Source organism: Actinokineospora lacus, from assembly GCF_053813445.1.
The window spans coordinates 260688-282175 of sequence record NZ_JBQERA010000003.1 but is presented as its reverse complement, the minus strand read 5'-3'; the positions used below and the strand labels follow the sequence as shown (position 1 = coordinate 282175).

Annotated in this window: 20 protein-coding genes; 12 read left to right on the top strand and 8 right to left on the bottom strand. The window is 72.2% G+C overall.

Annotated elements, in window-relative coordinates; all coding sequences use genetic code 11:
- Positions 1 to 3: 3 nt before the first annotated feature.
- A complete protein-coding gene (locus ACTG9Q_RS09420) occupies positions 4 to 1035 on the top strand; it encodes a PDR/VanB family oxidoreductase (protein ID WP_455572274.1) in 1032 nt (343 codons plus the stop codon).
- 10 nt (positions 1036 to 1045) lie between these two features.
- A complete protein-coding gene (locus tag ACTG9Q_RS09415) occupies positions 1046 to 1879 on the top strand; it encodes an alpha/beta fold hydrolase (protein ID WP_455572273.1) in 834 nt (277 codons plus the stop codon).
- Between the two features lie 250 nt (positions 1880 to 2129).
- Here the strand turns inward: ACTG9Q_RS09415 and ACTG9Q_RS09410 are convergent, their stop codons facing one another.
- Positions 2130 to 3350, bottom strand: coding sequence for an acetyl-CoA C-acetyltransferase (locus ACTG9Q_RS09410; RefSeq protein ID WP_455572272.1), 1221 nt, complete (start codon positions 3348 to 3350; stop codon positions 2130 to 2132).
- Between the two features lie 150 nt (positions 3351 to 3500).
- Positions 3501 to 4295 carry an SGNH/GDSL hydrolase family protein gene (locus tag ACTG9Q_RS09405; RefSeq protein ID WP_455572271.1) on the bottom strand — a complete coding sequence of 265 codons (795 nt, stop codon included), beginning with the start codon at positions 4293 to 4295 and terminating at the stop codon, positions 3501 to 3503.
- Between the two features lie 144 nt (positions 4296 to 4439).
- Between ACTG9Q_RS09405 and ACTG9Q_RS09400 the strand changes: the two genes are divergently transcribed.
- Positions 4440 to 5816, top strand: a complete 1377-nt coding sequence (locus ACTG9Q_RS09400) for a cystathionine beta-synthase (RefSeq protein ID WP_455572270.1) — start codon at positions 4440 to 4442, stop codon at positions 5814 to 5816.
- Positions 5817 to 5906: 90 nt separating this feature from the next.
- Entirely contained in the window at positions 5907 to 7076 is a 1170-nt protein-coding gene (locus tag ACTG9Q_RS09395; RefSeq protein WP_455572269.1) for a hypothetical protein, read from the top strand.
- A 60-nt stretch (positions 7077 to 7136) separates the two neighbouring features.
- Here ACTG9Q_RS09395 and ACTG9Q_RS09390 read toward each other — a convergent pair whose 3' ends face one another.
- Both ACTG9Q_RS09390 and ACTG9Q_RS09385 read right to left on the bottom strand, forming a co-directional pair.
- Entirely contained in the window at positions 7137 to 8291 is a 1155-nt protein-coding gene (locus ACTG9Q_RS09390) for a cystathionine gamma-synthase (protein WP_455572268.1), read from the bottom strand.
- A gap of 120 nt (positions 8292 to 8411) precedes the next feature.
- On the bottom strand, positions 8412 to 9221 hold the full coding sequence (locus ACTG9Q_RS09385) for a Bax inhibitor-1/YccA family protein (RefSeq protein ID WP_455572267.1): 810 nt from the start codon (positions 9219 to 9221) through the stop codon (positions 8412 to 8414).
- A 276-nt stretch (positions 9222 to 9497) separates the two neighbouring features.
- On the opposite strand from ACTG9Q_RS09385, the gene ACTG9Q_RS09380 reads away from it, so the two are divergent.
- The 6 genes from ACTG9Q_RS09380 to ACTG9Q_RS09355 all read left to right on the top strand — a co-directional run bounded on the left by ACTG9Q_RS09380 (position 9498) and on the right by ACTG9Q_RS09355 (position 16922).
- Entirely contained in the window at positions 9498 to 10955 is a 1458-nt protein-coding gene (locus tag ACTG9Q_RS09380; RefSeq protein ID WP_455572266.1) for a SpaA isopeptide-forming pilin-related protein, read from the top strand.
- Positions 10956 to 10960: 5 nt separating this feature from the next.
- A complete protein-coding gene (locus ACTG9Q_RS09375) occupies positions 10961 to 11701 on the top strand; it encodes a class F sortase (protein ID WP_455572265.1) in 741 nt (246 codons plus the stop codon).
- 148 nt (positions 11702 to 11849) lie between these two features.
- Positions 11850 to 12971 (top strand): polysaccharide deacetylase, encoded by a 1122-nt coding sequence (locus ACTG9Q_RS09370; RefSeq protein WP_455572264.1) that lies wholly within the window; start codon positions 11850 to 11852, stop codon positions 12969 to 12971.
- An 82-nt stretch (positions 12972 to 13053) separates the two neighbouring features.
- Positions 13054 to 14010 carry an ATP-binding protein gene (locus ACTG9Q_RS09365; protein ID WP_455572263.1) on the top strand — a complete coding sequence of 319 codons (957 nt, stop codon included), beginning with the start codon at positions 13054 to 13056 and terminating at the stop codon, positions 14008 to 14010.
- 51 nt (positions 14011 to 14061) lie between these two features.
- Positions 14062 to 16038 carry an SDR family oxidoreductase gene (locus ACTG9Q_RS09360; protein WP_455572262.1) on the top strand — a complete coding sequence of 659 codons (1977 nt, stop codon included), beginning with the start codon at positions 14062 to 14064 and terminating at the stop codon, positions 16036 to 16038.
- 11 nt (positions 16039 to 16049) lie between these two features.
- A complete protein-coding gene (locus ACTG9Q_RS09355) occupies positions 16050 to 16922 on the top strand; it encodes a hypothetical protein (RefSeq protein ID WP_455572261.1) in 873 nt (290 codons plus the stop codon).
- 39 nt (positions 16923 to 16961) lie between these two features.
- Here ACTG9Q_RS09355 and ACTG9Q_RS09350 read toward each other — a convergent pair whose 3' ends face one another.
- Together ACTG9Q_RS09350 and hppD are read right to left on the bottom strand one after the other, a co-directional pair.
- The gene (locus tag ACTG9Q_RS09350) at positions 16962 to 17228 is read right to left on the bottom strand and encodes a hypothetical protein (RefSeq protein WP_455572260.1); all 267 of its coding nucleotides are present in this window, start codon (positions 17226 to 17228) and stop codon (positions 16962 to 16964) included.
- 174 nt (positions 17229 to 17402) lie between these two features.
- Positions 17403 to 18596, bottom strand: a complete 1194-nt coding sequence (gene hppD / locus ACTG9Q_RS09345; RefSeq protein WP_455572259.1) for a 4-hydroxyphenylpyruvate dioxygenase — start codon at positions 18594 to 18596, stop codon at positions 17403 to 17405.
- Between the two features lie 157 nt (positions 18597 to 18753).
- On the opposite strand from hppD, the gene ACTG9Q_RS09340 reads away from it, so the two are divergent.
- Complete coding sequence (locus ACTG9Q_RS09340; RefSeq protein WP_455572258.1) at positions 18754 to 19248, top strand: Lrp/AsnC family transcriptional regulator; 495 nt, start codon at positions 18754 to 18756, stop codon at positions 19246 to 19248.
- 82 nt (positions 19249 to 19330) lie between these two features.
- Here ACTG9Q_RS09340 and greA read toward each other — a convergent pair whose 3' ends face one another.
- Complete coding sequence (gene greA, locus ACTG9Q_RS09335; RefSeq protein WP_455572257.1) at positions 19331 to 19828, bottom strand: transcription elongation factor GreA; 498 nt, start codon at positions 19826 to 19828, stop codon at positions 19331 to 19333.
- 177 nt (positions 19829 to 20005) lie between these two features.
- A complete protein-coding gene (locus ACTG9Q_RS09330; RefSeq protein WP_455572256.1) occupies positions 20006 to 20434 on the bottom strand; it encodes a DUF4307 domain-containing protein in 429 nt (142 codons plus the stop codon).
- Between the two features lie 129 nt (positions 20435 to 20563).
- Here ACTG9Q_RS09330 and mca point away from each other — a divergent pair, with 129 nt between their 5' ends.
- Positions 20564 to 21445 carry a mycothiol conjugate amidase Mca gene (mca, locus tag ACTG9Q_RS09325; RefSeq protein WP_455572255.1) on the top strand — a complete coding sequence of 294 codons (882 nt, stop codon included), beginning with the start codon at positions 20564 to 20566 and terminating at the stop codon, positions 21443 to 21445.
- The last annotated feature ends 43 nt before the right edge of the window (positions 21446 to 21488 follow it).

The following is a 21488-nucleotide window of genomic DNA, read 5'->3' as shown; positions in this document are numbered from 1 at the left end:
GTGGTGACCCCGCCGCCGGACCTTTACGGCCGCCCGCGCGCGGACCGGGCGTTCCGCGCGCTCGTGCCGGTGGTGGCGGTGTACCGGCGGATCTCCGAGCGGGGCGCGCGCCGCCAGCCGCCGGTGCGCGCCGTGGACCGCGACCTGCGCCTGGTGGTGCGCGCGGTCGCCACCGAGGCCGACGACGTGGTCAGCCTGACGCTGGCCGATCCGTCCGGGGCCCCGCTGCCCGCCTGGCGGCCGGGGTCCCATGTGGACGTCGTGCTGCCCTCCGGCCGGGTGCGGCAGTACTCCCTGTGCGGCGACCCAGCGGATCTGCGGACCTACCGGGTCGCGGTCCGGCTGGTGCCCGAGGGCGCGGGTGGGTCGGTCGAGGCGCACGGGCTCACGGCGGGGTCCGCGCTGGTGTTTCGGGGTCCGCGCAACGCTTTCCCGTTCGTGGGGCAGGGCCCGTGGCTGTTCATCGCCGGTGGTATCGGCATCACCCCGATCCTGCCGATGGTCCGCCACGCCGCCGCCCGTGGCGCCGACTGGCGGCTTGTCTACACAGGACGGTCACGGGACAGTCTGCCGTTCTTGGGGGAGCTACCCTCCTCGGACCGGGTCGAGGTCCGCACCGATGACGAGCACGGGGTGCCGACCGCGGCGGACCTGTTGTCGCGCGCCCCTTCCGGGGCCGCGGTGTACTGCTGCGGGCCGGTCCCGATGCTCGACCTCGTCCGGTCGGCCTGGGCGGGCCCGCTGCACTTCGAGCGGTTCTCGCCGCCGCCGGTCGTGGGCGGGCGGCCGTTCGAGTTGCGGCTCGGCGCGGGCGGCCCGGTGGTCGCGGTGGCCGCGGACGAGTCGGCGCTGACCGCGCTGCGCCGGGTCCGGCCGGACGTCGCCTACTCGTGCGGGCAAGGGTTCTGCGGCACCTGCCGGGTGCGGGTGCTCTCCGGCGCGGTCGAGCACCGCGGCGGCCCGCTGTCCGAACAGGACTCCATGCTGGTCTGCGTGTCCCGAGCCGCGGGCGACCGTGTCGTCCTGGACGTGTGAGAGGAAAGCCATGACGAGGATCGAGGTCAGCCACGACCGCCGCGGCGCGGGCGAGCCGCTGGTGCTGTTGCACGGCATCGGACACCGCTGGCAGGCGTGGGAACCGGTCATCGATCGCCTCGCCGCCCACCACGAGGTCATCGCCGTGGACCTGTTCGGGTTCGGCGCGTCCCCGATGCTGCCCGCCGGGCGCCCCTACACGGTGCCCCACGCGGTCGAGGCCCTGGCCGAGGTGTTCGACGACCTCGGCGTCACCCGCCCGCACATCGCGGGCAACTCCCTCGGCGGAATGCTGGCCCTGGAACTGGCCGCCCGCGACCTCGTCCGCTCCGTCACCGCGCTGTCCCCGGCGGGCTTCTGGACGCCTCGCGACCGGACGTGGGCGATCCAGGTGCTCACCGGCATCCGGATGATCGCCCGGCTCAGGCCCGCGCTGCAGCAGGCGGTGTTCGCCCGCCGCGCCGCCAGGCTCGCCGGTGGCGGCCTGCTGTTCGGCAGGCCGTCCTGGCTGACCGCCGAGATCATGCTCGCCGACATGGCGGCCATGGCGACCGCGCCCGGCTTCGACGCCGTCATCGCCGCGGGCGCGCGCGACTACTTCTACCTCAGCCCCGAACCCCGCGTCCCGACCACCGTCGCCTGGGGCACCCGCGACCGCGTCCTGTGGCCCCGCCAGGCCCGCCGCTGCGCCGAGATCCTCCCCGGCGCCCGCCACGTCCCCCTGCCCGGCTGCGGCCACGTCCCCATGGGGGACGACCCCGCCCGCGTGGCCGACCTCATCCTGGCCACCTGCCGGGAGGCCGCCGGGGACCGAACCGAGGGCGCGGCAGCGTCGAATGCCTGACGCCTGACCGGCCCGTCCCTGCGGCGCCGCGAACGCCCCATGCCCCGGGGCGTTCGCGGCACCTGTCCGGTCGGCCCTTCCTGGTCAACCCTGTCCGGTCGGCCTGTCCGGTCGGCCCTGTTCGGTCAGCTCAGCCGGTCAGCCCTGGTCGGTCAGCCCTGTCCAGTCAGCTCAGGCCGGTCAGCCCTGTCTGGTCAGCCCTGTCTGGTCAGCCCTGTCTGGTCAGCCCTGTCCGGTCAGCCCTGTCCGGTCAGCTCAGGCGCTCGATCACCATGGCCATGCCCTGCCCGCCGCCGACGCACATGGTCTCCAGGCCGAACTGCTTGTCGTGCCACTGCAGGGAGTTGATCAGCGTCGCGGTGATGCGGGCGCCGGTCATGCCGAAGGGGTGCCCGACCGCGATCGCGCCGCCGTTGACGTTGAGCTTGTCCTCCGGGATGCCCAGGTCGCGCGCGGAGGGCAGGACCTGCGCGGCGAACGCCTCGTTGATCTCCACCAGGTCGATGTCGTCGATGGTCAGCCCCGCCCGCGCCAGCGCGCGCCGCGACGCCTCGACCGGTCCCAGGCCCATGATCTCCGGGGAGAGCCCGGACACCCCGGTCGAGACGATCCGGGCCAGCGGGGTCAGGCCCAGCTCGCGCGCCTTGGTGTCGGACATGACCACCAGGGCCGCCGCGCCGTCGTTGAGCGGGCAGCAGTTGCCCGCGGTCACCCGGCCGTCCGGGCGGAAGACCGGCTTGAGGGTCGCGGTCTTCTCGTAGGTCACCCCGGGGCGCGGGCCGTCGTCGGTGTCGACCACGGAGCCGTTGGGCAGGGTGACCGGGGTGATCTCGCGGGCCCAGAAGCCCGACTTGATGGCGGCCTCGGCCAGGTTCTGCGAGCGGACGCCGAAGTGGTCCATGTCCTCGCGGGTCACGCCCTTGAGCCGGGCCAGGTTCTCCGCGGTCTGGCCCATGGCGATGTAGGCGTCGGGCACCAGCCCGTCGGCGCGCGGGTCGTGCCACTCGTCGGCCCCGGCCTCGGCGACCGCGGCGGTGCGCTCCCCGGCGGGGGCGAACAGCGGGTTGCGGGTGTCCGGCCAGGTGTCGGAGGTGCCCTTGGCCGAGCGCGAGACCGTCTCCACGCCCGCGGAGATGAACACGTCGCCCTCGCCCGCGCGGATGGCGTGCATGGCCATGCGGGTGGTCTGCAGCGACGAGGCGCAGTAGCGGGTGACGGTGCAGCCGGGCAGGTGGTCGTAGCCGAGCAGCACGGCCACGATGCGGCCCATGTTGAAGCCCGCCTCGCCGCCGGGCGCGCCGCAGCCGAGCATCAGGTCATCGATGTCGCGCGGGTCCAGCGCCGGGACCTTGTCCAGCGCGGCCCTGATCATCTGGGCGGTCAGCTCGTCGGGTCGCATGTCGACCATCGAGCCCTTGCCCGCGCGGCCGATGGGGGACCGGACTGCGGAGACGATGACTGCCTCTGGCATGGCGGACACTCCTAAGACGGCGGTTACTAAGCGGTAGCTTAGGTTGATCGCCCGGACGGCACAAGAAACCGTGACCTGGCCCATCCGACTTTTGCACACGCCCGTCACGGGACCCCGCCGCAGGGCAGCCCCGCGCGTCTTGGGAGGTCGTCAGCGCCGCGCGTCCCAGAGCCCGGCCGCCGCGCACAGCGGGGCCAGGAGGACGTCGACGGCCAGGGCGTAGCCCGCCCCGTTCGGGTGAAAGCGGTCCGGGCTGAACAGCTCGACGTGCCGGTCGACGAAATGCCGGGTCAGCAGGCAGGCCAGCGGGACCACGTGCGCGGGCGTGTCGGCCAGGGCCCGGGCCTGCGCGCGGGCCAGCGCCCGGCTGTAGCTGCGGGCGACCGCGCGCAGCGGCTGCGGGATGGGGCGGACGGTGCCCAGGTCAGGGCACGTGCCCACGAGCACGCCGGTCCCCGCGTCGGTCAGCCTGCTGACCTGGGCGGCCAGCAGCGCCGCCGACTCCGCGATGCCCAGCCGGGCGGTGACGTCGTTGCCGCCGACCATCACCAGCGCCAGCCGCGGCGGGTCCGTCAGCGCCGCGTCGACCTGCCCGCCCAGGTGGGTCGTCCGCGAGCCGCTGATCGCGTGGGTGATCAGCCGCACCGGCGTGGCCAGCTCCTCGGCCAGCCCCAGCGCCAGCCGCACCCCGGGCAGCCGCTCGGCGCTCTCCGCGCCCAGCCCGGCGGCGGTCGAGTCACCGAGCACCGCGAAGTCCAGGGCGTCGCCGCGGGCCACCGGTCCCGTGCCGTCGGGCAGGTAGACGCCGTCGGCGTTGAACGGCCGCTCCCGGGGCACGCCGATGACCGTGCGCGCCCGGCGCGACTGCGAGGTCAGCAGCCCGTACGCCGCCCCGGACAGCCCGCCGAGCGAGCCCGCGGCGACAGCCAGTGTCCGCAGCATCATCGTCCTCCCTCCGACGAGCGCCCATGACAGTGATATCGCACGTCAGCCCCATTCCGTTGTACCCAACGGCGCTGACGGCAGCCTTGAAGACGGCTAGCGGATAGGGTGAGGCCCAGTTCCACGCAGTGAGATGAAGGAGCCCCGGTGGAGTACGTCGAGCACGTCATCGATCTCGTCGGTGACACCCCGCTGGTCAAGTTGAACTCGCTTGCCGAGGGGCTGGCGCCGCTGGTCCTGGCCAAGGTCGAGTACATGAACCCCGGCGGCAGCGTGAAGGACCGCATCGCCGTGCGCATGATCGACGCGGCCGAGCGCTCCGGCGAGCTGCGCCCCGGCGGCACGATCGTCGAGCCCACCTCCGGCAACACCGGGGTCGGCCTGGCCATGGTCGCGCAGCGCCGCGGGTACAAGTGCGTGTTCGTCTGCCCGGACAAGGTCAGCGAGGACAAGCGCAACGTGCTGCGCGCGTACGGCGCCGAGGTCGTCGTCTGCCCGACCGCCGTGGCGCCGGAGCACCCGAACTCCTACTACAACGTCTCCGACCGGCTGGTGAAGGAGATCGAGGGCGCCTGGAAGCCCAACCAGTACGCCAACGCCGAGAACCCGGCCAGCCACTACCACTCCACCGGCCCGGAGCTGTGGCGCCAGACCGACGGCCGGATCACCCACTTCGTGACCGGCGTCGGCACCGGCGGCACCATCTCCGGCACCGGCCGCTACCTCAAGGAGGTCTCCGACGGCCGGGTCCAGGTCATCGGCGCGGACCCCGAGGGCTCGGTCTACTCCGGCGGCACCGGCCGCCCGTACCTGGTCGAGGGCGTCGGCGAGGACTTCTGGCCGGAGACCTACGACCGCAACGTCGCCGACGAGATCATCGCGGTGTCCGACGCGGAGTCCTTCGAGGTCACCCGCAGGCTCGCCCGCGAGGAGGGTCTGCTCGTCGGCGGCTCCTGCGGCATGGCCGCCGCGGCCGCGCTGCGCCTGGCCAAGCGCCTCGGCCCCGACGACGTGGTGGTCGTGCTGCTGCCCGACGGCGGCCGCGGCTACCTGTCCAAGGTGTTCAACGACTCCTGGATGGCCCAGTACGGCTTCCTGCCCGCCGACCACTCCGGCGCCACCGTGGGCGACGTCCTGCGCCGCAAGAGCACCGGCGGGGCGCTGCCGGAGTTCATCCACGCCCACCCGACCGAGACCGTCGCCGACGCGGTGGCGATCCTGCGCGAGTTCGGCGTCAGCCAGATGCCGGTGGTCAACGCCGAGCCGCCGGTGATGGCCGCCGAGGTGGTGGGCGCGGTCAACGAGCGCGACCTGCTCGACGCCCTGTTCGCGGGCAAGGCCGCCCTCGCCGATCGCCTCGACCTGCACATGTCCCCGCCGCTGCCCACCATCGGCGCGGGCGAGCAGGTGACCGCCGCGATGAGCGCGCTGGCTTCCGCCGACGCCGCTTTGGTGCTGCTCGACGGGAAACCGGCGGGCGTGGTCACCCGCCAGGACGTGCTCGGATTCCTCGCCGGGAAATGATCGGCCCAATTCCGGCGTCCACATGGCTGATCCGATAGCGTTGACGCGACGCAAGGTGACAATCCAGGTCAATAAGGGGTGGGAAACCCGATGAGCTCTCCCCAGCCGCCGAACCAGCCGTGGCAGCCCGGCGGCTCGGCCTCGGACTCGGGCCAGAGTCCGGCCGAGACCGGCGCCGACGGAGTCGAGCGCACCCAGGCGATCCAGCCCGGCCAGCCGCTCCCCGGAGCGGGTGACGACGAGAACCCCGACCGCACGCAGGTGGTGCGCAGCGGGGGCGACCACACCCAGATGGTCTCCCCGGGCTCGGTCTCGCAGACCCCGCCGTACGCCCAGCCCGGCGAGCACCAGCCGTTCCCCGGGCAGCAGCAGCCCGGCCCGTACGGCCAGCCCGGCGGGTTCCCCGGCCAGCCGCCCCAGCAGGGCTACGGCCAGCCCCAGGGCTACCCGCAGCAGCACGGCTACGGCGGCGCCCCCGGCGCCGCGGGCGGCAACGCGGCGATGATCCCGATGGTCGTGCAGGGCGCGATCGCCCTGTTCGGCCTGATCGCGCTGATCATGGCCATCACCCTGATGGCCGACTTCGGCGAGGCGGGCTCGTTCCTGCCCGGCTACCTCTGGGTGTACGCGATCCTGGCCCTGCTCGGCGCGCTCGCCGCCGTGGCGGGCGCGGTGATGCTGTTCATGAAGAAGAACGCCTTCGCGCACTACCTGGTGCTCGGCGGCGGCGCGGCCCTGCTGCTCTCGGCGATCCTGCTGATGATCGAGGGCGGCGGCAGCTCGACGCGGGTCGTCTTCTTCCTGATCTTCGGCCTGCTCATCGCCGCGGCGGGCGCCCTGGCGTTCATGCCGAACACCAAGCAGTACCTGTTCTCCGGCGCCCAGGCGGGCCCGGCGGGCTACGGCGGCCCGAACCACTTCGGCCAGCCCGGTGGTCAGCACGGTGGCCAGCCTGGTGCTCAGCCCGGCGGCTACCCCGGCCAGCAGCAGCACCAGCAGCCCTATGGCCAGCAGCAGCCGTACGGTCAGCAGCAGCCGGGCTACGGCCAGCCCCAGCAGGGTTACGGCCAGCCGCAGCAGCAGCCCGGCGGCTACGGCCAGCAGCACCAGCAGCCCCAGCCGGGCTACGGCCAGCAGCCCTACGGCCAGCCCCAGCCCCAGCAGGGTTACGGCCAGCCCCAGCAGCAGCCCGGCGGCTACCCCGGTCAGCAGCCGCCCCCCGGCTACGGCCAGCAGCCACCGCAGCAGCAGCAGTGGTGACCTGACATGACGTGAAGCGGCCCCCGACCACCAGGTCGGGGGCCCGCTTTCGTGTCCGGACTACCCCAGCGCGGTCAGCAGGTCGGTGACCAGGTCGCCTGCGGACTCGATCCCCACCGAGAGCCGGAGCAGGTCGGCGGGCACCTCCAGCAGGCTGCCCGCGGTGCTCGCGTGGGTCATCCGCCCGGGGTGCTCGATCAGCGACTCGATCCCGCCGAGGGACTCCCCCAGGGTGAACAGCGTCGTCCTCGCCGCCACCTCCAGCGCCGCCTGCTCGCCGCCCGCCACCTGGAACGACACCATCCCGCCCGGCCGCCGCATCTGCTTGGCGGCGACGTCGTGCCCGGCGTGGTCCTCAAGGCCCGGGTAGTAGACCTTCGCGACCTTCGGGTGCGCGGCCAGCACCTCCACGATCCGCTCGGCGTTGTCGCAGTGCCGCTCCATCCGCACCGCCAGCGTCTTGGCCCCGCGCAGCACCAGCCACGAGTCGAACGGGCCCGGCACCGCCCCGGCCGAGTTCCGCAGGAACGCGAACGCCTCGTTCAGCTCGCCGTCGTCGGTGACCAGGGCCCCGCCGACCACGTCGGAGTGCCCGCCCAGGTACTTCGTCGTCGAGTGCAGCACCACGTCCGCCCCCAGCGCCAGTGGCGTCTGCAGGTACGGCGTGGCGAAGGTGTTGTCGATCACCAGCCGCGCCCCGGCGTCGGCCGCCACCGTCGCCAGCGCGGCGATGTCGGCGATCCCCAGCAGCGGGTTGGTGGGCGTCTCCGACCAGATGACCTTGGTGGTGGGGCGCACGGCCGCCCGGGTGGCGTCGGGGTCGCTCAGGTCGACGGCGGTGTACTCGACCCCCCAGTGGGTCATCACCTTGTCCAGCAGCCGGAACGTGCCGCCGTAGGCGTCGTTGCCCAGCAGGACGTGGTCCCCGGGCCGCGTCATGCACCGCAGCGCCACGTCGGTGGCCGCCATCCCGCTGGCGAAGGCCAGGCAGTGCCGCCCGCCCTCCAACGCCGCCAGCGCGTGCTCCAGCGTGGTCCGGGTCGGGTTGGCCGTGCGCGCGTACTCGTAGCCCTCCCGCAGCCCGCCGACGCCGTCCTGCGCGAACGTGGACGTCTGGTAAATCGGCACGATGACCGCCCCGGTTCGCGGGTCCGGGTCCTGCCCAGCGTGGATCGCCCGAGTCTCGAAACCCCAGCGCCCAGTGTCCTCAACCATGCCCGCAACCCTACGACTTGCCCGCCGCCGGGCAACTCAACCCCACCCACAACGACCGAACCGCGCCTGCCCCAATTTCTCGGGGCGGGCGCGGTTCGGTTTCTCGTCTACGAGCTGGTGCTAGTCACCACTCTGCAGCATGTACAGCAGCCGCAGGATCTCCAGGTACAGCCACACCAGCGTGGTCATGAGGCCGAACGCCACGTACCAGGCCCACTTCGCGGGCGTGCCCGAGCGGATCATGTTGTCGGCCATGTCGAAGTCGAGCAGGAAGTTGAACGCCGCGATCCCGATGAACAGCAGGCTGATGCCGATGCCGAGCGGGCCCGCGTCGCGGATGCCGAGGTCGACACCCATGAACGACAGCAGCAGGTTGACCAGCATCAGGCCGGCCGCGGCCACCGTCGCGCCGATGATCCACTTGGTCAGGCGCGGGGTCACCTTGATGGCCCCGGTCCGGTAGACCACGAGCATCGTGATGAACACCAGCGCCGTGCCGAGGATCGCCTGCAGGGCGATGCCCGGGACGAACGACTCGAACACACCCGTGATCGCGCCGAGGAATACGCCCTCGGCCGCCGCGTAGGACAGCACCAGGGCCGGGTTGGCGGTCTTCTTGAAGATGATGATCAGCGACAGCACGAGGCCGACGATGAGACCGCCGATCATCGGCGGCCACGGCGAGATGGTCCCGCCGAGCACCGCGACGGCGGTGATCGCGCCGGTGACCAGGGCGGTGCCCAGGGTCATCGCGGTCTTGGTGACCACGTCGTCGACGGTCATCGGGCGGTCGCCGGTGGTGGGCGGGGCCGGGTAGCCGCCATAGCCGGGCATCCCAGGCTGCTGGTAACCCTGGGCCTGGGGCTGGAAGCCCGCGTTGCCACCGCCGACCGGCAGGTTGCGGAACGCGGGGTTGCTGGTAGAACGCACCTGATCCTCCTGGGCCTGAATGGCGCCTTCACGGGGTTCAACGCTCGGGCGTGCCGATCGGTTCCCGCTCGGTAAAAGTCACTTTACCCGCCAGGCCGTGGCATCTGTCGATCGGGATTCCCCCATCCGCACCCTAACCTGCCACCGGCGGTATTGGCACAAGTCGCCCCGGCTGGGGGATTGCTTCGAGCACCTGGAGAAACGAAGCTCGCACAGGGCGTGAAGTGTTTCGCGCCACCATTGAGGTATCCACACGCGCGAGGAGCCGATTTCCACATGGCGCGAACCACCATCGGCGCCCGGCTGACGGCAGGTCTGACCGGCGCCACGGTCATCGCCTGCCTGGTCACCGTCGGGGCCGCCCTGCCTGCCACCGCCGCGGTCCAAGAGGGCCTCGGCCACAAGACCACCCCGGCCCAGCCTTATCTCAACAACGAGGACGCCTACGACTGGCTCGGCTCCTACATCGTCAACGGCAAGCACGTGTGGTGCGTGCAGTACGCCCACAAGGCGCCGGACACCGACGAGCAGTACCGGCCGGGCGAGGCGCTGAAGACGAAGTGGGGCACCGCGCTGCCCACCGACGTCGCCGCCGACATCTCCTACCTGCTGCTGCGCTACACCCAGACCGACAGCGCCGACGAGGCCGCCGCGCTGGCCCACCTGCTGCACTCCTGGACAGCGGGCCCGCGCACCGCCGCCGACCTCAACCCCACCAACTCCTACCGCGACATCGCCTACGACGCCGCGTTCCACCTGGCCAAGCTGCCCGCGGGCGCCAAGGCGGCCATCAACGACCTCAAGGCCGACGCCAGCGCCAACCGCGGCCCGTGGACCGCCGAGATCACCCCGCCGACCGAGCCGCAGGTCATCGGCACCGCCGACAAGTGGACCGTCGACGTGCGCAACGCCCGGGACACCGGGGTCGCCGACGTCGAGATCACCCTGACCCTGACCGACGCCACGGTCGGTGGCAAGGACAGCCTCACGGTCTCCACCGGCGCGGACGGCACGCCCGCCACCATCGAGGTCACCCCGACCGGGCCGAACCCGAAGGTGGCGGTCTCCCTGCTCAGCCCGGCCGACCGCCCGGTCGTGCGCCAGGCCGTGCAGGTCGACACCCAGCGCGTGGTGAGCACCGGCGGGGAGAAGAAGCTGACCGCCACCGAGACCGTCGAGGCGGTCACCGCGCCGGGGTCGGTCGCCATCGCCAAGGTCGACAAGAAGACCAACAAGGCCATCGCGAACGTCTCCCTGCGGGTGACCGGCGCCGACAAGACCAAGCCCGCGCTCGACCAGGACGGCGAGCCGCTGGTCGGCCCCGACGGCAAGCCGGTGGTCCTGGTGACCGGCGCGGACGGCACCGCCAAGCTGGCGAACCTGCGCACCCCGCAGGAGATCTGCCTCATCGAGGTGGCCGCCCCGCCGGGCTACGACGACGCCTTCAACCCCTCGGCGCCGCCGTCGGCCTGCGGCAGCGTCAAACCCGGCGACACGCTCACCCTGCGCATGGTCAACGTCCCCAACATCCCGAGCGTGCCGCGCACCATCCCGGCCGGTGACGACCCCGCCACGGCCGCGATGACCGTCGGCGGCGGCCCGTCGACCGGCCTGCTGGTCGGCGTCGGAGGGCTGGTGGCCCTGCTGGCCGTCGCGTTCGGCCTGGTCTTCGCGCAGGCCCGGCGCAGGCGCGAGGTCGTCAGCCCGGGGATGCGCCAGGACTGGGGCTACTGATCGACGTGCGCGCGACCCGTTCCCGGCTCGCCCGGCCCGCCATCGCGGGCGGGGCGAGCCTGGCCGCGCTCGTCCTCATCGTCGTGGTGACCGGCGGTGACGTGACCACCGCGGGCGCCCCCGTGGCCGCGCCCGCCCCGCCGGTCCCCGCCGCCGGTGTCCTCGGCGCGGGTCTGCCCGCCGCGACGTCCACGCCCGCCCCGCCGAGCACGACACCACCACCGGCGTCGTCGGCTGCGCCACCGCCCGCGAAGACCGCCGCGCCGCGACAGCCCTCCGCCGAACGGCCGCCCCCGGCGGTGGGAGGCCAGCCGCCCGGCACGGTCCGCCTGGCCGACGGCGGCCAGGCCCGCCTGGTGCGCAAGGAACTCGGCCCCGACGCCACGCTGCCGGTCCCGGAGAGCCTGCGCGAGGCCACGTGGTGGGGCGCGGGCCTGGACGCCGCGCAGGGCGCCACCGTCTTCGCGGGCCACGTGAACTGGAAGGGCCGCACGGGCCCGTTCGCCGAGCTGTGGGACGCCCGCGCGGGTGACCCGGTCTCGGTGGTCGACGGGGGCGGCCGGTCCTGGCGCTACCGGGTCAGCGAGGTGGTCACCCTCGCCAAGGACGCCCTGCCGACCCGCGCCGAGGAGCTGTTCGGCCAGTCCGGCCCGCACCGGCTGGTGCTCGTGACCTGCGGCGGCCGCTGGGTGGGCGGCTCGGACGGCTATGAGTCCAACCGCATCGTCATCGCCGTCCCGGCGTGATCATTTCCCGGGCTTCGTCCCCCGATCCGGTGGTTCTGCGTGGGGTCCACCGCCGCTGAGGCGCGCTCGCGTTCTACTGAGGGCAACGAGCACGCGCCGCAGACGTCTCTGCACATAGGCGGGGAGGACGGACGCAGGAGGACGAGCGATGACCCGTAGGCGTTGGGACAAGATCGGGCTCGGTGTCGCGCTGCTGCTGACGTTCGTGGTGCTGCTCGTCGTGGGCACCATCCGCCCCGAGGTGGCGGGCACGGCCGTCGCGGGCCCCCCGCTCCCGCAGGCGGCGCCGGGCCCCGACCCCTGGATGCGCAAGCTCGACCCGGGGGAGAAGCCGCCGCAGTTCGTGCTTTTCTCCTTTGACGGCGCGGGCTCGCACGAGCACTGGCAGCGTTTCCTGGCCCTGGCTGAGGAATCCGACGCGCACTTCTCCGGCTTCCTCTCGGGCATCTACCTGCTGCCCGACGCCCGCCGCGGCGAGTACACCGGGCCAGGGCACCGGAAGGGCAAGGCATCCATCGGTTTCGGTGGCACGGAAGACGACGTGCGGACCATGATCGCCGACCTCAACGCCGCCGTGGGCGCGGGCCACGAGATCGGCACCCACTACAACGGACACTTCTGCCAGGGCGCCGAACCCGGCGTCGGCGACTGGTCGGGCGCGCAGTGGACCTCCGAGCTGGACCAGTTCTTCGCCTTCGTCGAGTCCGGCCGCGCGGACGGCCTGCGGTTGGACCCCAAGGCGATCCAAGGTGGACGGACGCCCTGCCTGGAGGGCAAGCGCGAGGTGTACGGCCCGGTGCTGGCCGCGCGCGGGATGACCTACGACTCCAGCGCGGTCTCCGACGGCATCGCCTGGCCCTACCAAGAACACGGCATCTGGCAGTTCCCCATGCCGACGGTCCGCGTCCCGGGCGTGGGCCACAAGAAGACGATCATGATGGACTACAACCTCTGGTACATCCAGAACGGCGCGGCCAACGAGCCTGCGCGCGCCGAGGAGTTCGCCACGGTGACGTTGGAGACCTACCAGGCCGCCTACGGGGCCGCCCTCGACGGCAACCGCGCCCCGCTGGTCGTGGGCAACCACTTCAACGAGTGGTCCGGCGGCGGGTTCACGCGGGCGACCGAGCGGTTCATGGCCGACGTCTGCCTGCGCCCGGAGACGATCTGCGCGACGTACACCGAAGTCATCAGGTGGATGGCCCTGCAGGACCCGGCCGTCCTGGCCGCGTTCCGCGCCATGCCGCACGCGCAGGTGTCCCGCCCATAGCTCGATCGGGCGACTTGCCCAAGATAATGAAAACCGATATCACTTGACGGGTCATTCGCCCCCGTCCGAGAGTTGCCCCGTCGTGAAGATCGCGTTCGTCGGCAAGGGAGGCAGCGGGAAGACCACGCTGGCCTCGCTGTTCCTGCGCCACCTGGCCGCCGAGTCCCCCGCTCCCGCCCTGCTCGCCCTCGACGCCGACATCAACCAGCACCTGGCCGCCGCCCTGGGGGCGCCGGAGGAGACCGTGCTGCCCACCCTGGGCGGGCACCTGCCACTGATCAAGGACTACCTGCGCGGGGACAACCCCCGCGTGCTCTCCGCCGAGGACATGGTCAAGACCACCCCGCCCGGCCGGGGCTCCCGGCTGGTGCGCGTCGACGAGGACAACCCGGTCTACGACGCGTGCGTGCGCGCCGTCGACGGGGTCCGGCTGGCCGTGACCGGCCCGTTCGCCGACTCCGACCTGGGCGTGGCCTGCTACCACTCCAAGGTCGGCGCGGTGGAGCTGCTGCTCAACCACATGGCCGACGGGCCGGGGGAGTACGCCGTGGTCGACATGACCGCGGGCGCGGACTCCTTCGCCTCCGGCCTGTTCACCCGCTTCGACGTCACCTTCCTGGTCTGCGAGCCGACCGTGCGCAGCGTCGGGGTGTACCGCCAGTACCGCGACTACGCCCGCGACTTCGACGTCCGGGTGGCCGTGGTCGGCAACAAGGTCACCGACGCGGAGGACCTGGCCTTCCTGCGCGAGAGCATCGGCGCCGACCTGCTGACGTGCGTGGGCCGCTCCCGCCACGTCCGTGCCGCCGAGCGCGGCGACGTCCGGCCCATCGACGCCCTGGAGCAGGACAACCGCGCCGCCCTGCGCACCATGCGCGCGCTGGTGGACGGTGTGGACAAGGACTGGGCCCGCTACCAGCGCCAGGCCATCGAGTTCCACCTGCGCAACGCCACCGCGTGGGCCAGCGACCGGGCCGGGCGCGACCTGGCCGAGCAGGTCGACCCCGACTACCTCCCCGGGCCGGTCCCCGTGAGCTGAGCGGTCCGCCGGGCCCGGTGGTGACATGCCGGTGGTGACATGCTTGCCCGCATGGCGACGTACCTGGTCACTGGCGCGACAGGACTCATCGGCAGGCACTTCGTGCGCGAGCTGCTGGAGCGCCCGGACACCGACCGGGTGTGGCTGCTGGTGCGGGAGCGGTCCCTCGACCGGCTCGCCCGGGTGGCGGTGGACTGGCCCGCCGACCGCATCCGCCCGGTCACCGGCGATGTGTCCCAACCGGACCTCGGGCTGAGCGCGGAGGACCGCGCGGCCATGCGGGGCGTGGACCACATGGTGCACCTGGCCGCCCTGTACGACGTGACGGCCGACGACGAGACCAGCATCACCGCCAACGTCGACGGCACCCGGCACGTGATCGATCTGGCCGCCGACCTCGGCGCGGGCTGCCTGCACCACGTGTCGTCGGTGGCGGTCGCAGGCGACTACCGGGGCCGCTTCACCGAGGACATGTTCGACTCCGGCCAGCGCCTGGTCACCGCCTACCACCGCACGAAGTTCGAGTCCGAGCGGCTGGTGCGCGCCCAGCGGGCGGTGCCGTGGCGGGTGTACCGGCCCGCCATCGTCGTGGGGCACTCGCGGACCGGCGAGATGGACAAGGTCGACGGGCCCTACTACTTCTTCCCGGCGCTCTCGCGCCTCGACGGCCTGGCCGGTGTCCCCGTGGTGTTCCCGGACATCGGGGACACCAACATCGTCCCGGTGGACTACGTCGCCAAGGCCATGGCGCACCTGGTGCCCAGCCCCGGCCTGGACGGGCGCACGTTCCACCTGGTCTCCCCGCGCCCCCAGTCCGCGCGCGAGGTCTACGACGCCTTCGCCCGCGCAGCCGGGGCGCCGCGGGTGGCCGCCGAGCTGCCGCGCGCGGTGTCGGCCCCGCTACTCGGCCTGCTCCGCTTCGCCGAGAACGTGCCGGGGGTGTCCCTCGCCGTCGACGCCGCGCTCGACCGGCTCGGCATCCCGGCGGTGCTGCTGTCCACGCTGACGTTCGAGCCGGTGTTCGACTCGGCCAAGACCCGGGCCGCGCTGCCGCCCGGCATCGAGGCGCCCCGCGTCGAGGACTACGCCGACGTGCTGTGGCACTACTGGCGCGAGCACCTCGACCCCTTCCGCGCCCGCAACTCCGACGGCCTGGAGGGCCGCCGGGTCGTGATCACCGGGGCGTCGTCGGGCATCGGGCGGGCCGCGGCGGTGAAGGTCGCCGAAGCGGGCGGCGTCCCGCTGCTGGTCGCGCGCCGGGAGGCGGAGCTGGAGGAGGTCCGCACCGAGATCGCCGCGACGGGCGGGCTGGCCTACGTCTACCCGTGCGACCTGACCGACGAGGACTCGGTGGCCAAGACGGTCGCGGCGATGCTGGCCGAGCAGCCGTCGGTGGACATGCTGGTCAACAACGCGGGCCGCTCGATCCGCCGGTCGGTGCGCCTGTCCTACGACCGGTTCCACGACTACGAGCGGGCCATGGCGATCAACTACTTCGCCCCCGTCCGGCTGATCCTGGCCCTGCTCCCGCACATGACCGAGCGCCGGTTCGGCCACGTCGTCAACGTGTCGTCCATCGGCGTGCAGGGCATCGCGCCCAGGTTCTCCGCCTACGTGGCCTCCAAGGCCGCCCTGGACTACTTCAGCAAGATCACCGCCACCGAGACCCACGGCGCCGGGATCACCTTCACCACCGTCCACATGCCACTCGTGCGCACCCCGATGATCCGCCCGACGAAGGTGTACGACGCGTTCCCGGCCAAGTCCCCCGAGCAGGCCGCCGACCTGGTGCTGCGCGCGCTGACCGAGCGCCCCAAGCACATCGGCACGCCCACCGGCCACCTCATCCAGGCCGCCTACGCCCTGGCCCCCGGCCTGGTCGACGCGGTGGCGTACCAGGGTTACCGCATCTTCCCGGACTCGGTCGCGGCGGGTGGCGGCGGCGCGCTGCGCCTGGGCAAGGGCGAGCGCAACCTGACCGCCGCGGCACGCGCGCTGGCCCGGCTCACCAAGGGATTCCACTGGTAACGTGCCGAAGCATGGTCACCCAGCAGGACCGCGACCCCGCAGGTTTCACCGTCGTGCGCCACGGTTTCGACCGGACACAGGTCAAGCAGCACCTGAGCCGCCTTGAGGACGAGGCCCTCCGCGCGGCCGCCGAGCGCGACGAGGCCCGCTCGCAGATCGCCGAGCTGTCCGGGGAACTGGAGATCGCCCGCCGCGAGATCAAGGCCCTCGCCGACCGCCTCGAGCAGGTCACCTCGGCGGCCGACGCCCCGGACGCCGAACGGACCCTGCAGATCGCCAGGACCCAGGCCGCGGAGATCACCGCGGGCGCCAGGGCGGCGGCGGAGACGGCGTGGATGGCCGCCGAGGAGGCCAGCACGTCGCTGCGCGACCGGTACCGGCGGATGCTCGCCGACCTCGACCGCCAGCACCAGGAGCTGCACGCCGACCACAAGAAGATCATGGACAGCACGCGGGCGAAGTCGGTGGAGCTGACGACGGCGGCGGACAAGCGCCGACAGTCCCTCGACGAGCAGGCCGAGCAAGCCCGCAAGCGCCAGCAGCAGCAGTTCGACCAGGAGATGGCGGCCAAGCGCGCCGAGCTGAAGCGCGACGTGGAGGCCGAGCGCGCCCAAGTGGCCGCGGAGTCCCAGCGGATCATGAAGAAGGCCAGGGACGAGGCCGACCGCAGCCTGGCCGCGGCGACCAGTCAGGTGGAGCGGCTCACGGCGCTGCGCGAGCAGGTGGCGACCCGGCTGCGCAGCACCAACGACCTGCTGGTCCGCAGTGCCGAGCTGCTGGAGCCGATCGAGGCGGAGGCGGAACTGGCGCCGGACTCGCCCGCGGGCCTGGAGAACCCCCGCGCCGACACCACCCAGCCCGTCAAGCGGCCCAGCCTGTCCTGACGGGCTGCCCGTCCTGACGGGCCGGCTGTCCTGGAGGGCTTACGGGCTCTGGCGGAAGCGGTCGAGGTGGGCGCCGACGTCCGCGGCGGGGCCGGTGTCGGTCTCGGAGGTCGGGGCCCTCGGCAGGTCCTCGGGGTTCAGGCACCCGCCCACCAGCACCGTCTGCCCGTCCTGCTGCACGTAGTGCCCGCTGTCGTCACACGTGGCCGCCTGCACCGTGAACACCGCGACCCCGGTCAGGGCCATCGCGACCAGGGCGGCGCCTGCCAAGGAGGCCGCGCCTGCGAACCGGGTGCCGACAGCCATCGTGACGTACCTAACGTGAGAACGACATGAGCCCGCCACCGAGCGTACCTCCCCGGTGGCGGGCATACCTGAGTAGCTGCTGAGTTGGCCTGCCAGACCTCGGCCGCCCGACCTTCGGCAGCCAGACCCTCGTCCGCCCGGACCCCTCGTCCGGGCGGACCCGCGCCGGTTGGCTCAGAGGTTGCCGCGGCGGTCCTGCTCGCGCTCGATGGCCTCGAACAGCGCCTTGAAGTTGCCCTTGCCGAAGCCGAGGGAGCCGTGCCGCTCGATCATCTCGAAGAAGACCGTCGGGCGGTCCCCCACGGGCTTGGTGAAGATCTGCAGCAGGTAGCCGTCCTCGTCGCGGTCGACCAGGATCTTGTGCTCCTTCAGGACCTCGATCGGCACGCGGACCTCGCCGATGCGGGCGCGCAGGGCCGGGTCCTCGTAGTAGGAGTCCGGGGTGTCGAGGAACTCGACGCCCGCGGCGCGCATGGCCGTGACGGTGGCGATGATGTCGTTGGTGGCCAGGGCGATGTGCTGGCAGCCGGGGCCGCCGTAGAACTCCAGGTACTCATCGATCTGGGACTTCTTCTTGGCGATCGCGGGCTCGTTGAGCGGGAACTTCACCCGGTGGTTGCCGTTGGCGACCACCTTGCTCATCAGCGCCGAGTAGTCGGTGGCGATGTCGTCGCCGACGAACTCCGCCATGTTCACGAAGCCCATGACGCGGTTGTACCACTGCACCCAGTAGTCCATCTTGCCCAGCTCGACGTTGCCGACGCAGTGGTCGACGGCCTGGAACAGGCGCTTGGGAGCGCCCGCGGGCTTGACGTAGCTGCCCTTGCGGGCCACGTAGCCGGGCAGGTAGGGGCCGTTGTAGCGCGAGCGGTCCACCAGGGTGTGGCGGGTGTTGCCGTAGGCGGCGATCGCGGCCACCCGGACGGTGCCGTGCTCGTCGAAGATCTCGTGCGGCTCGTCCAGCACGGTGGCGCCCTGGGCGCGGGCGTGCTCGACGCACCTGTCGACGTCGGTGACCTCCAGGGCCAGGTCCACGACGCCGTCGCCGTGGGCGCGGTGGTGCTCCAGCAGCGGGCTCTCCGGCGTCACCCCGCCCTTGATGACGAAGCGCGCCGAGCCGGACTTGAGGACGTAGGCCTTGTGGTCGCGGTTGCCCGTCTCCGGACCGGAGTACGCGACCAGCGTCATGCCGAAGGCGGACTGGTAGAAGAGGGCGGTCTGCGTGGCGTTGCCGCAGACGAAGACCACGGCGTCCATCGCCTTGACCGGGAACGGGTCGCGGGTCTCGTCGTAGTCGACCAGGCCGACGAGCTGGCGCAGCTGGTCGTAGCTGACCTCGTCCATGCCGGTGCCCAGGGTCCCAGTCATGTCGCAACCTCCTGCTTGCTCACTTACGCGCGGTACCACTGAGCATGCGGATGACAGGGCATCCTGTGCAACACTGGGGTTCTTCACAGGACAAGGTGCTCAGGCAACTGGCGAGGATGCTCGACAAAGTGGGCACTCTGAACAGAAAGATCGCCACGTGGACCTGGACGAGCTGGACGCCCGCCTGCTCCTGCTGCTCACCGACGAGCCCCGGGTCGGCGTTCTGGAGTGCTCCCGACGCCTGGGCGTGGCGCGCGGAACCGTGCAGGCCCGCCTGGACCGCCTGGAGCGGCGCGGCGTCCTCACCGGCTTCCCGCCCGCCGTGGACCTCGCCGCGATGGGCTACGGCCTGACCGCCTTCGCCGTCCTGGAGATCGCCCAGGGCCGCCGGGCCGAGGTCGCCTCCCGCCTCATGGCCATCGACGAGGTGTGCGAGGTGCACGCCACCACCGGCCAGGGCGACGTCCTGGTCCGCATGGTCGCCCGGGACAACGACGACCTCCAGCGGGTCATCGACCGGGTGGTGGACGTCGAGTGGGTCCGCAGGACCTCCACGACGATCGCCCTCTCCACTCCCGTCCCCATGCGCGTGCGTCCGCTGTTGGAGCGGGTGCTGCGGAAGCGGGAAGGGCAGGCGGACCCCCGCCCGTGAGACCTGGGGCTGTGTCCGCGGGGGCGAACACAGCGAGGCGGCACCCCGCCCGGGTGCCGCCTCGCTCTGTCTTGTGCCAGCGTCAGCCGCTGTAGGGGACGGCCTTCACCAGGACGACCTTCTGGTTGCGGCCGTTGGGCAGCTCGTACTCGCGGGTCTCGCCCTCCTTGGCGCCCAGCAGGGCCTTGCCCAGGGGGGACGCGGGGGAGTAGACCTCGATCTCGCCCTCGCCGCCGCCCTCCTCGCGGGTGGCGAGCAGGAAGCGCTCCTCGTCCCCGTCGCCGTCGTAGCGGACGGTGAGGACCATGCCGGGACGGGCTGTGCCGTCGTCGGCCGGGGCCTCGCCGACCTTGGCCCCACGCAGCAGCTCCTGGAGGTGGCGGATGCGGGCTTCCTGCTGGCCCTGCTCCTCCCGGGCGGCGTGGTAGCCGCCGTTCTCCTTGAGGTCGCCTTCCTCGCGGCTGGTGTTGATCTTCTGCGCGATGACCGCCCGGTTCTCGATGAGCTCGTCGAGCTCCTGCTTGAGCCGGTTGTAGGCCTCCTGGGTCAACCAGGTCACCTTGGTGTCGCTCACGGTCACCAACTCCTCGTCGTACTCCGGGCCCGCGGGCGCGGGCCGGGCAGCTCCGGGCCTTGGAGCTGCACCCGGAATGGAAAAAACACGGCCCGCCTAGGGGCCGTGCGTCGACAGAGCGTAGCACGGGCAAACGGCCTGGCTTGGCCGTTTTGTCCGTTTAGTCGATATGTGAACTGGAGTTCACTCCGATGGCCGCTCCTCGGTGGACAGGTACTCCGGCACCTGGTACGAGCACCCGAACACCTCGGCGGTCACCGGTTCGGCCGAACCGGTGATCACCGTCTCCACGCGCATCGGCGACGTCCCGGCGGGCACGTACACCTCGCGCCTGCCGGTCTCCGCGCCGTCGACCGAGCGCACGCGCACGACGCACACCGCGGCCTTCCCCGGCTCCGAGCGGCTGACGTCGAAGGTGAACCGCATCCGGTTCTCGGGGAGGTTGGCGAAGGTGGCCCGCTCCGCGGAGATCGGCGCCGAACCCAGGTTGCGGTATGCGACATAGGCCACGCCCGCCCCGAACAGCAGGGCCGCGGCGACGATGACCGCGCGCACCCACGGAGCGCGACGGGGCGACGCCGTGCCGTAGCGGCCTTCCGGCAATGTGCTCAATCCGCGGCCCTCCCGCACCGACCCGCGAACCACCGGGAACAATGGAACCGCGGGGACGCGTTCGTAGTACTCGGAGACGAGTATCCGCTTTGGGGGCGGATGGCCTATCAGGAGGGGTCCGGTAGAGGCATGGCAGAGAAGCTGCGGCTGATGGCGGTACACGCACACCCAGACGACGAGTCGAGCAAGGGCGCGGCCACGATGGCGAAGTACGTCGCCGACGGCCACGAGGTCATGGTCGTGACCTGCACCGGCGGTGAGCGCGGCGACATCCTCAACCCGGCGATGGACCGCCCGGAGATCATCGCCGACATCTCCTCGGTGCGCAGGCAGGAAATGGCCAGGGCCGCGGAGATCCTGGGCATCCAGCACCGCTGGCTGGGCTTCGAGGACTCGGGCCTGCCCGAGGGCGACCCGATGCCCCCGCTGCCCGAGGGCTGCTTCGCCCTGGTGCCGCTGGAGGAGTCCGTCCCGCCCCTGGTCCGCGCGATCCGCGAGTTCCGGCCGCACGTGATCGTCACCTACGACGAGAACGGCGGCTACCCGCACCCGGACCACATCCGCTGCCACGAGGTCTCGGTGGCCGCCTTCGACGCCGCGGGCGACCCGGACCTGCACCCCACGGAGGGCGAGCCGTGGTCCCCGCTGAAGCTGTACTACTCACACGGCTTCTCCCGCACCCGCCTGGTCACCATGCACGAGGCCCTGCTGGCCCGCGGCCTGGATTCCCCGTACGGCGAGTGGCTGGAGAACTGGAAGCCCGAGCGCGGCGACCTCTCCCACCGCGTGACCAGCCGCGTCGAGTGCGCCGACTACTTCGAGAAGCGCGACGCGGCCCTGCTGGCCCACGCCACCCAGATCGACCCGGAGAGCCGCTGGTTCGCGGTGCCCCTGGACGTCCAGCGCGAGGTGTGGCCCTTCGAGGAGTACGAGCTGGTGCGCTCCCTGGTCGACAGCACCCTCCCCGAGGACGACCTGTTCTCCGGCATCACCGAGAAGGCCACCGTCTAAACTGACGTGGTGACCTCGCTCCACGTCGACCTGCCCGCCGACC

Bases quoted from the DNA above. Each gene is read 5' to 3' on its own strand.
- ACTG9Q_RS09415 (WP_455572273.1), top strand. From the start codon at position 1,046: ATGACGAGGATCGAGGTCAGCCACGACCGCCGCGGCGCGGGCGAGCCG.
- ACTG9Q_RS09410 (WP_455572272.1), bottom strand. From the start codon at position 3,350: ATGCCAGAGGCAGTCATCGTCTCCGCAGTCCGGTCCCCCATCGGCCGC.
- ACTG9Q_RS09405 (WP_455572271.1), bottom strand. From the start codon at position 4,295: ATGATGCTGCGGACACTGGCTGTCGCCGCGGGCTCGCTCGGCGGGCTG.
- ACTG9Q_RS09395 (WP_455572269.1), top strand. From the start codon at position 5,907: ATGAGCTCTCCCCAGCCGCCGAACCAGCCGTGGCAGCCCGGCGGCTCG.
- ACTG9Q_RS09390 (WP_455572268.1), bottom strand. From the start codon at position 8,291: ATGGTTGAGGACACTGGGCGCTGGGGTTTCGAGACTCGGGCGATCCAC.
- ACTG9Q_RS09380 (WP_455572266.1), top strand. From the start codon at position 9,498: ATGGCGCGAACCACCATCGGCGCCCGGCTGACGGCAGGTCTGACCGGC.
- ACTG9Q_RS09370 (WP_455572264.1), top strand. From the start codon at position 11,850: ATGACCCGTAGGCGTTGGGACAAGATCGGGCTCGGTGTCGCGCTGCTG.
- ACTG9Q_RS09360 (WP_455572262.1), top strand. From the start codon at position 14,062: ATGGCGACGTACCTGGTCACTGGCGCGACAGGACTCATCGGCAGGCAC.
- ACTG9Q_RS09355 (WP_455572261.1), top strand. From the start codon at position 16,050: ATGGTCACCCAGCAGGACCGCGACCCCGCAGGTTTCACCGTCGTGCGC.
- ACTG9Q_RS09350 (WP_455572260.1), bottom strand. From the start codon at position 17,228: ATGGCTGTCGGCACCCGGTTCGCAGGCGCGGCCTCCTTGGCAGGCGCC.
- hppD (WP_455572259.1), bottom strand. From the start codon at position 18,596: ATGACTGGGACCCTGGGCACCGGCATGGACGAGGTCAGCTACGACCAG.
- mca (WP_455572255.1), top strand. From the start codon at position 20,564: ATGGCAGAGAAGCTGCGGCTGATGGCGGTACACGCACACCCAGACGAC.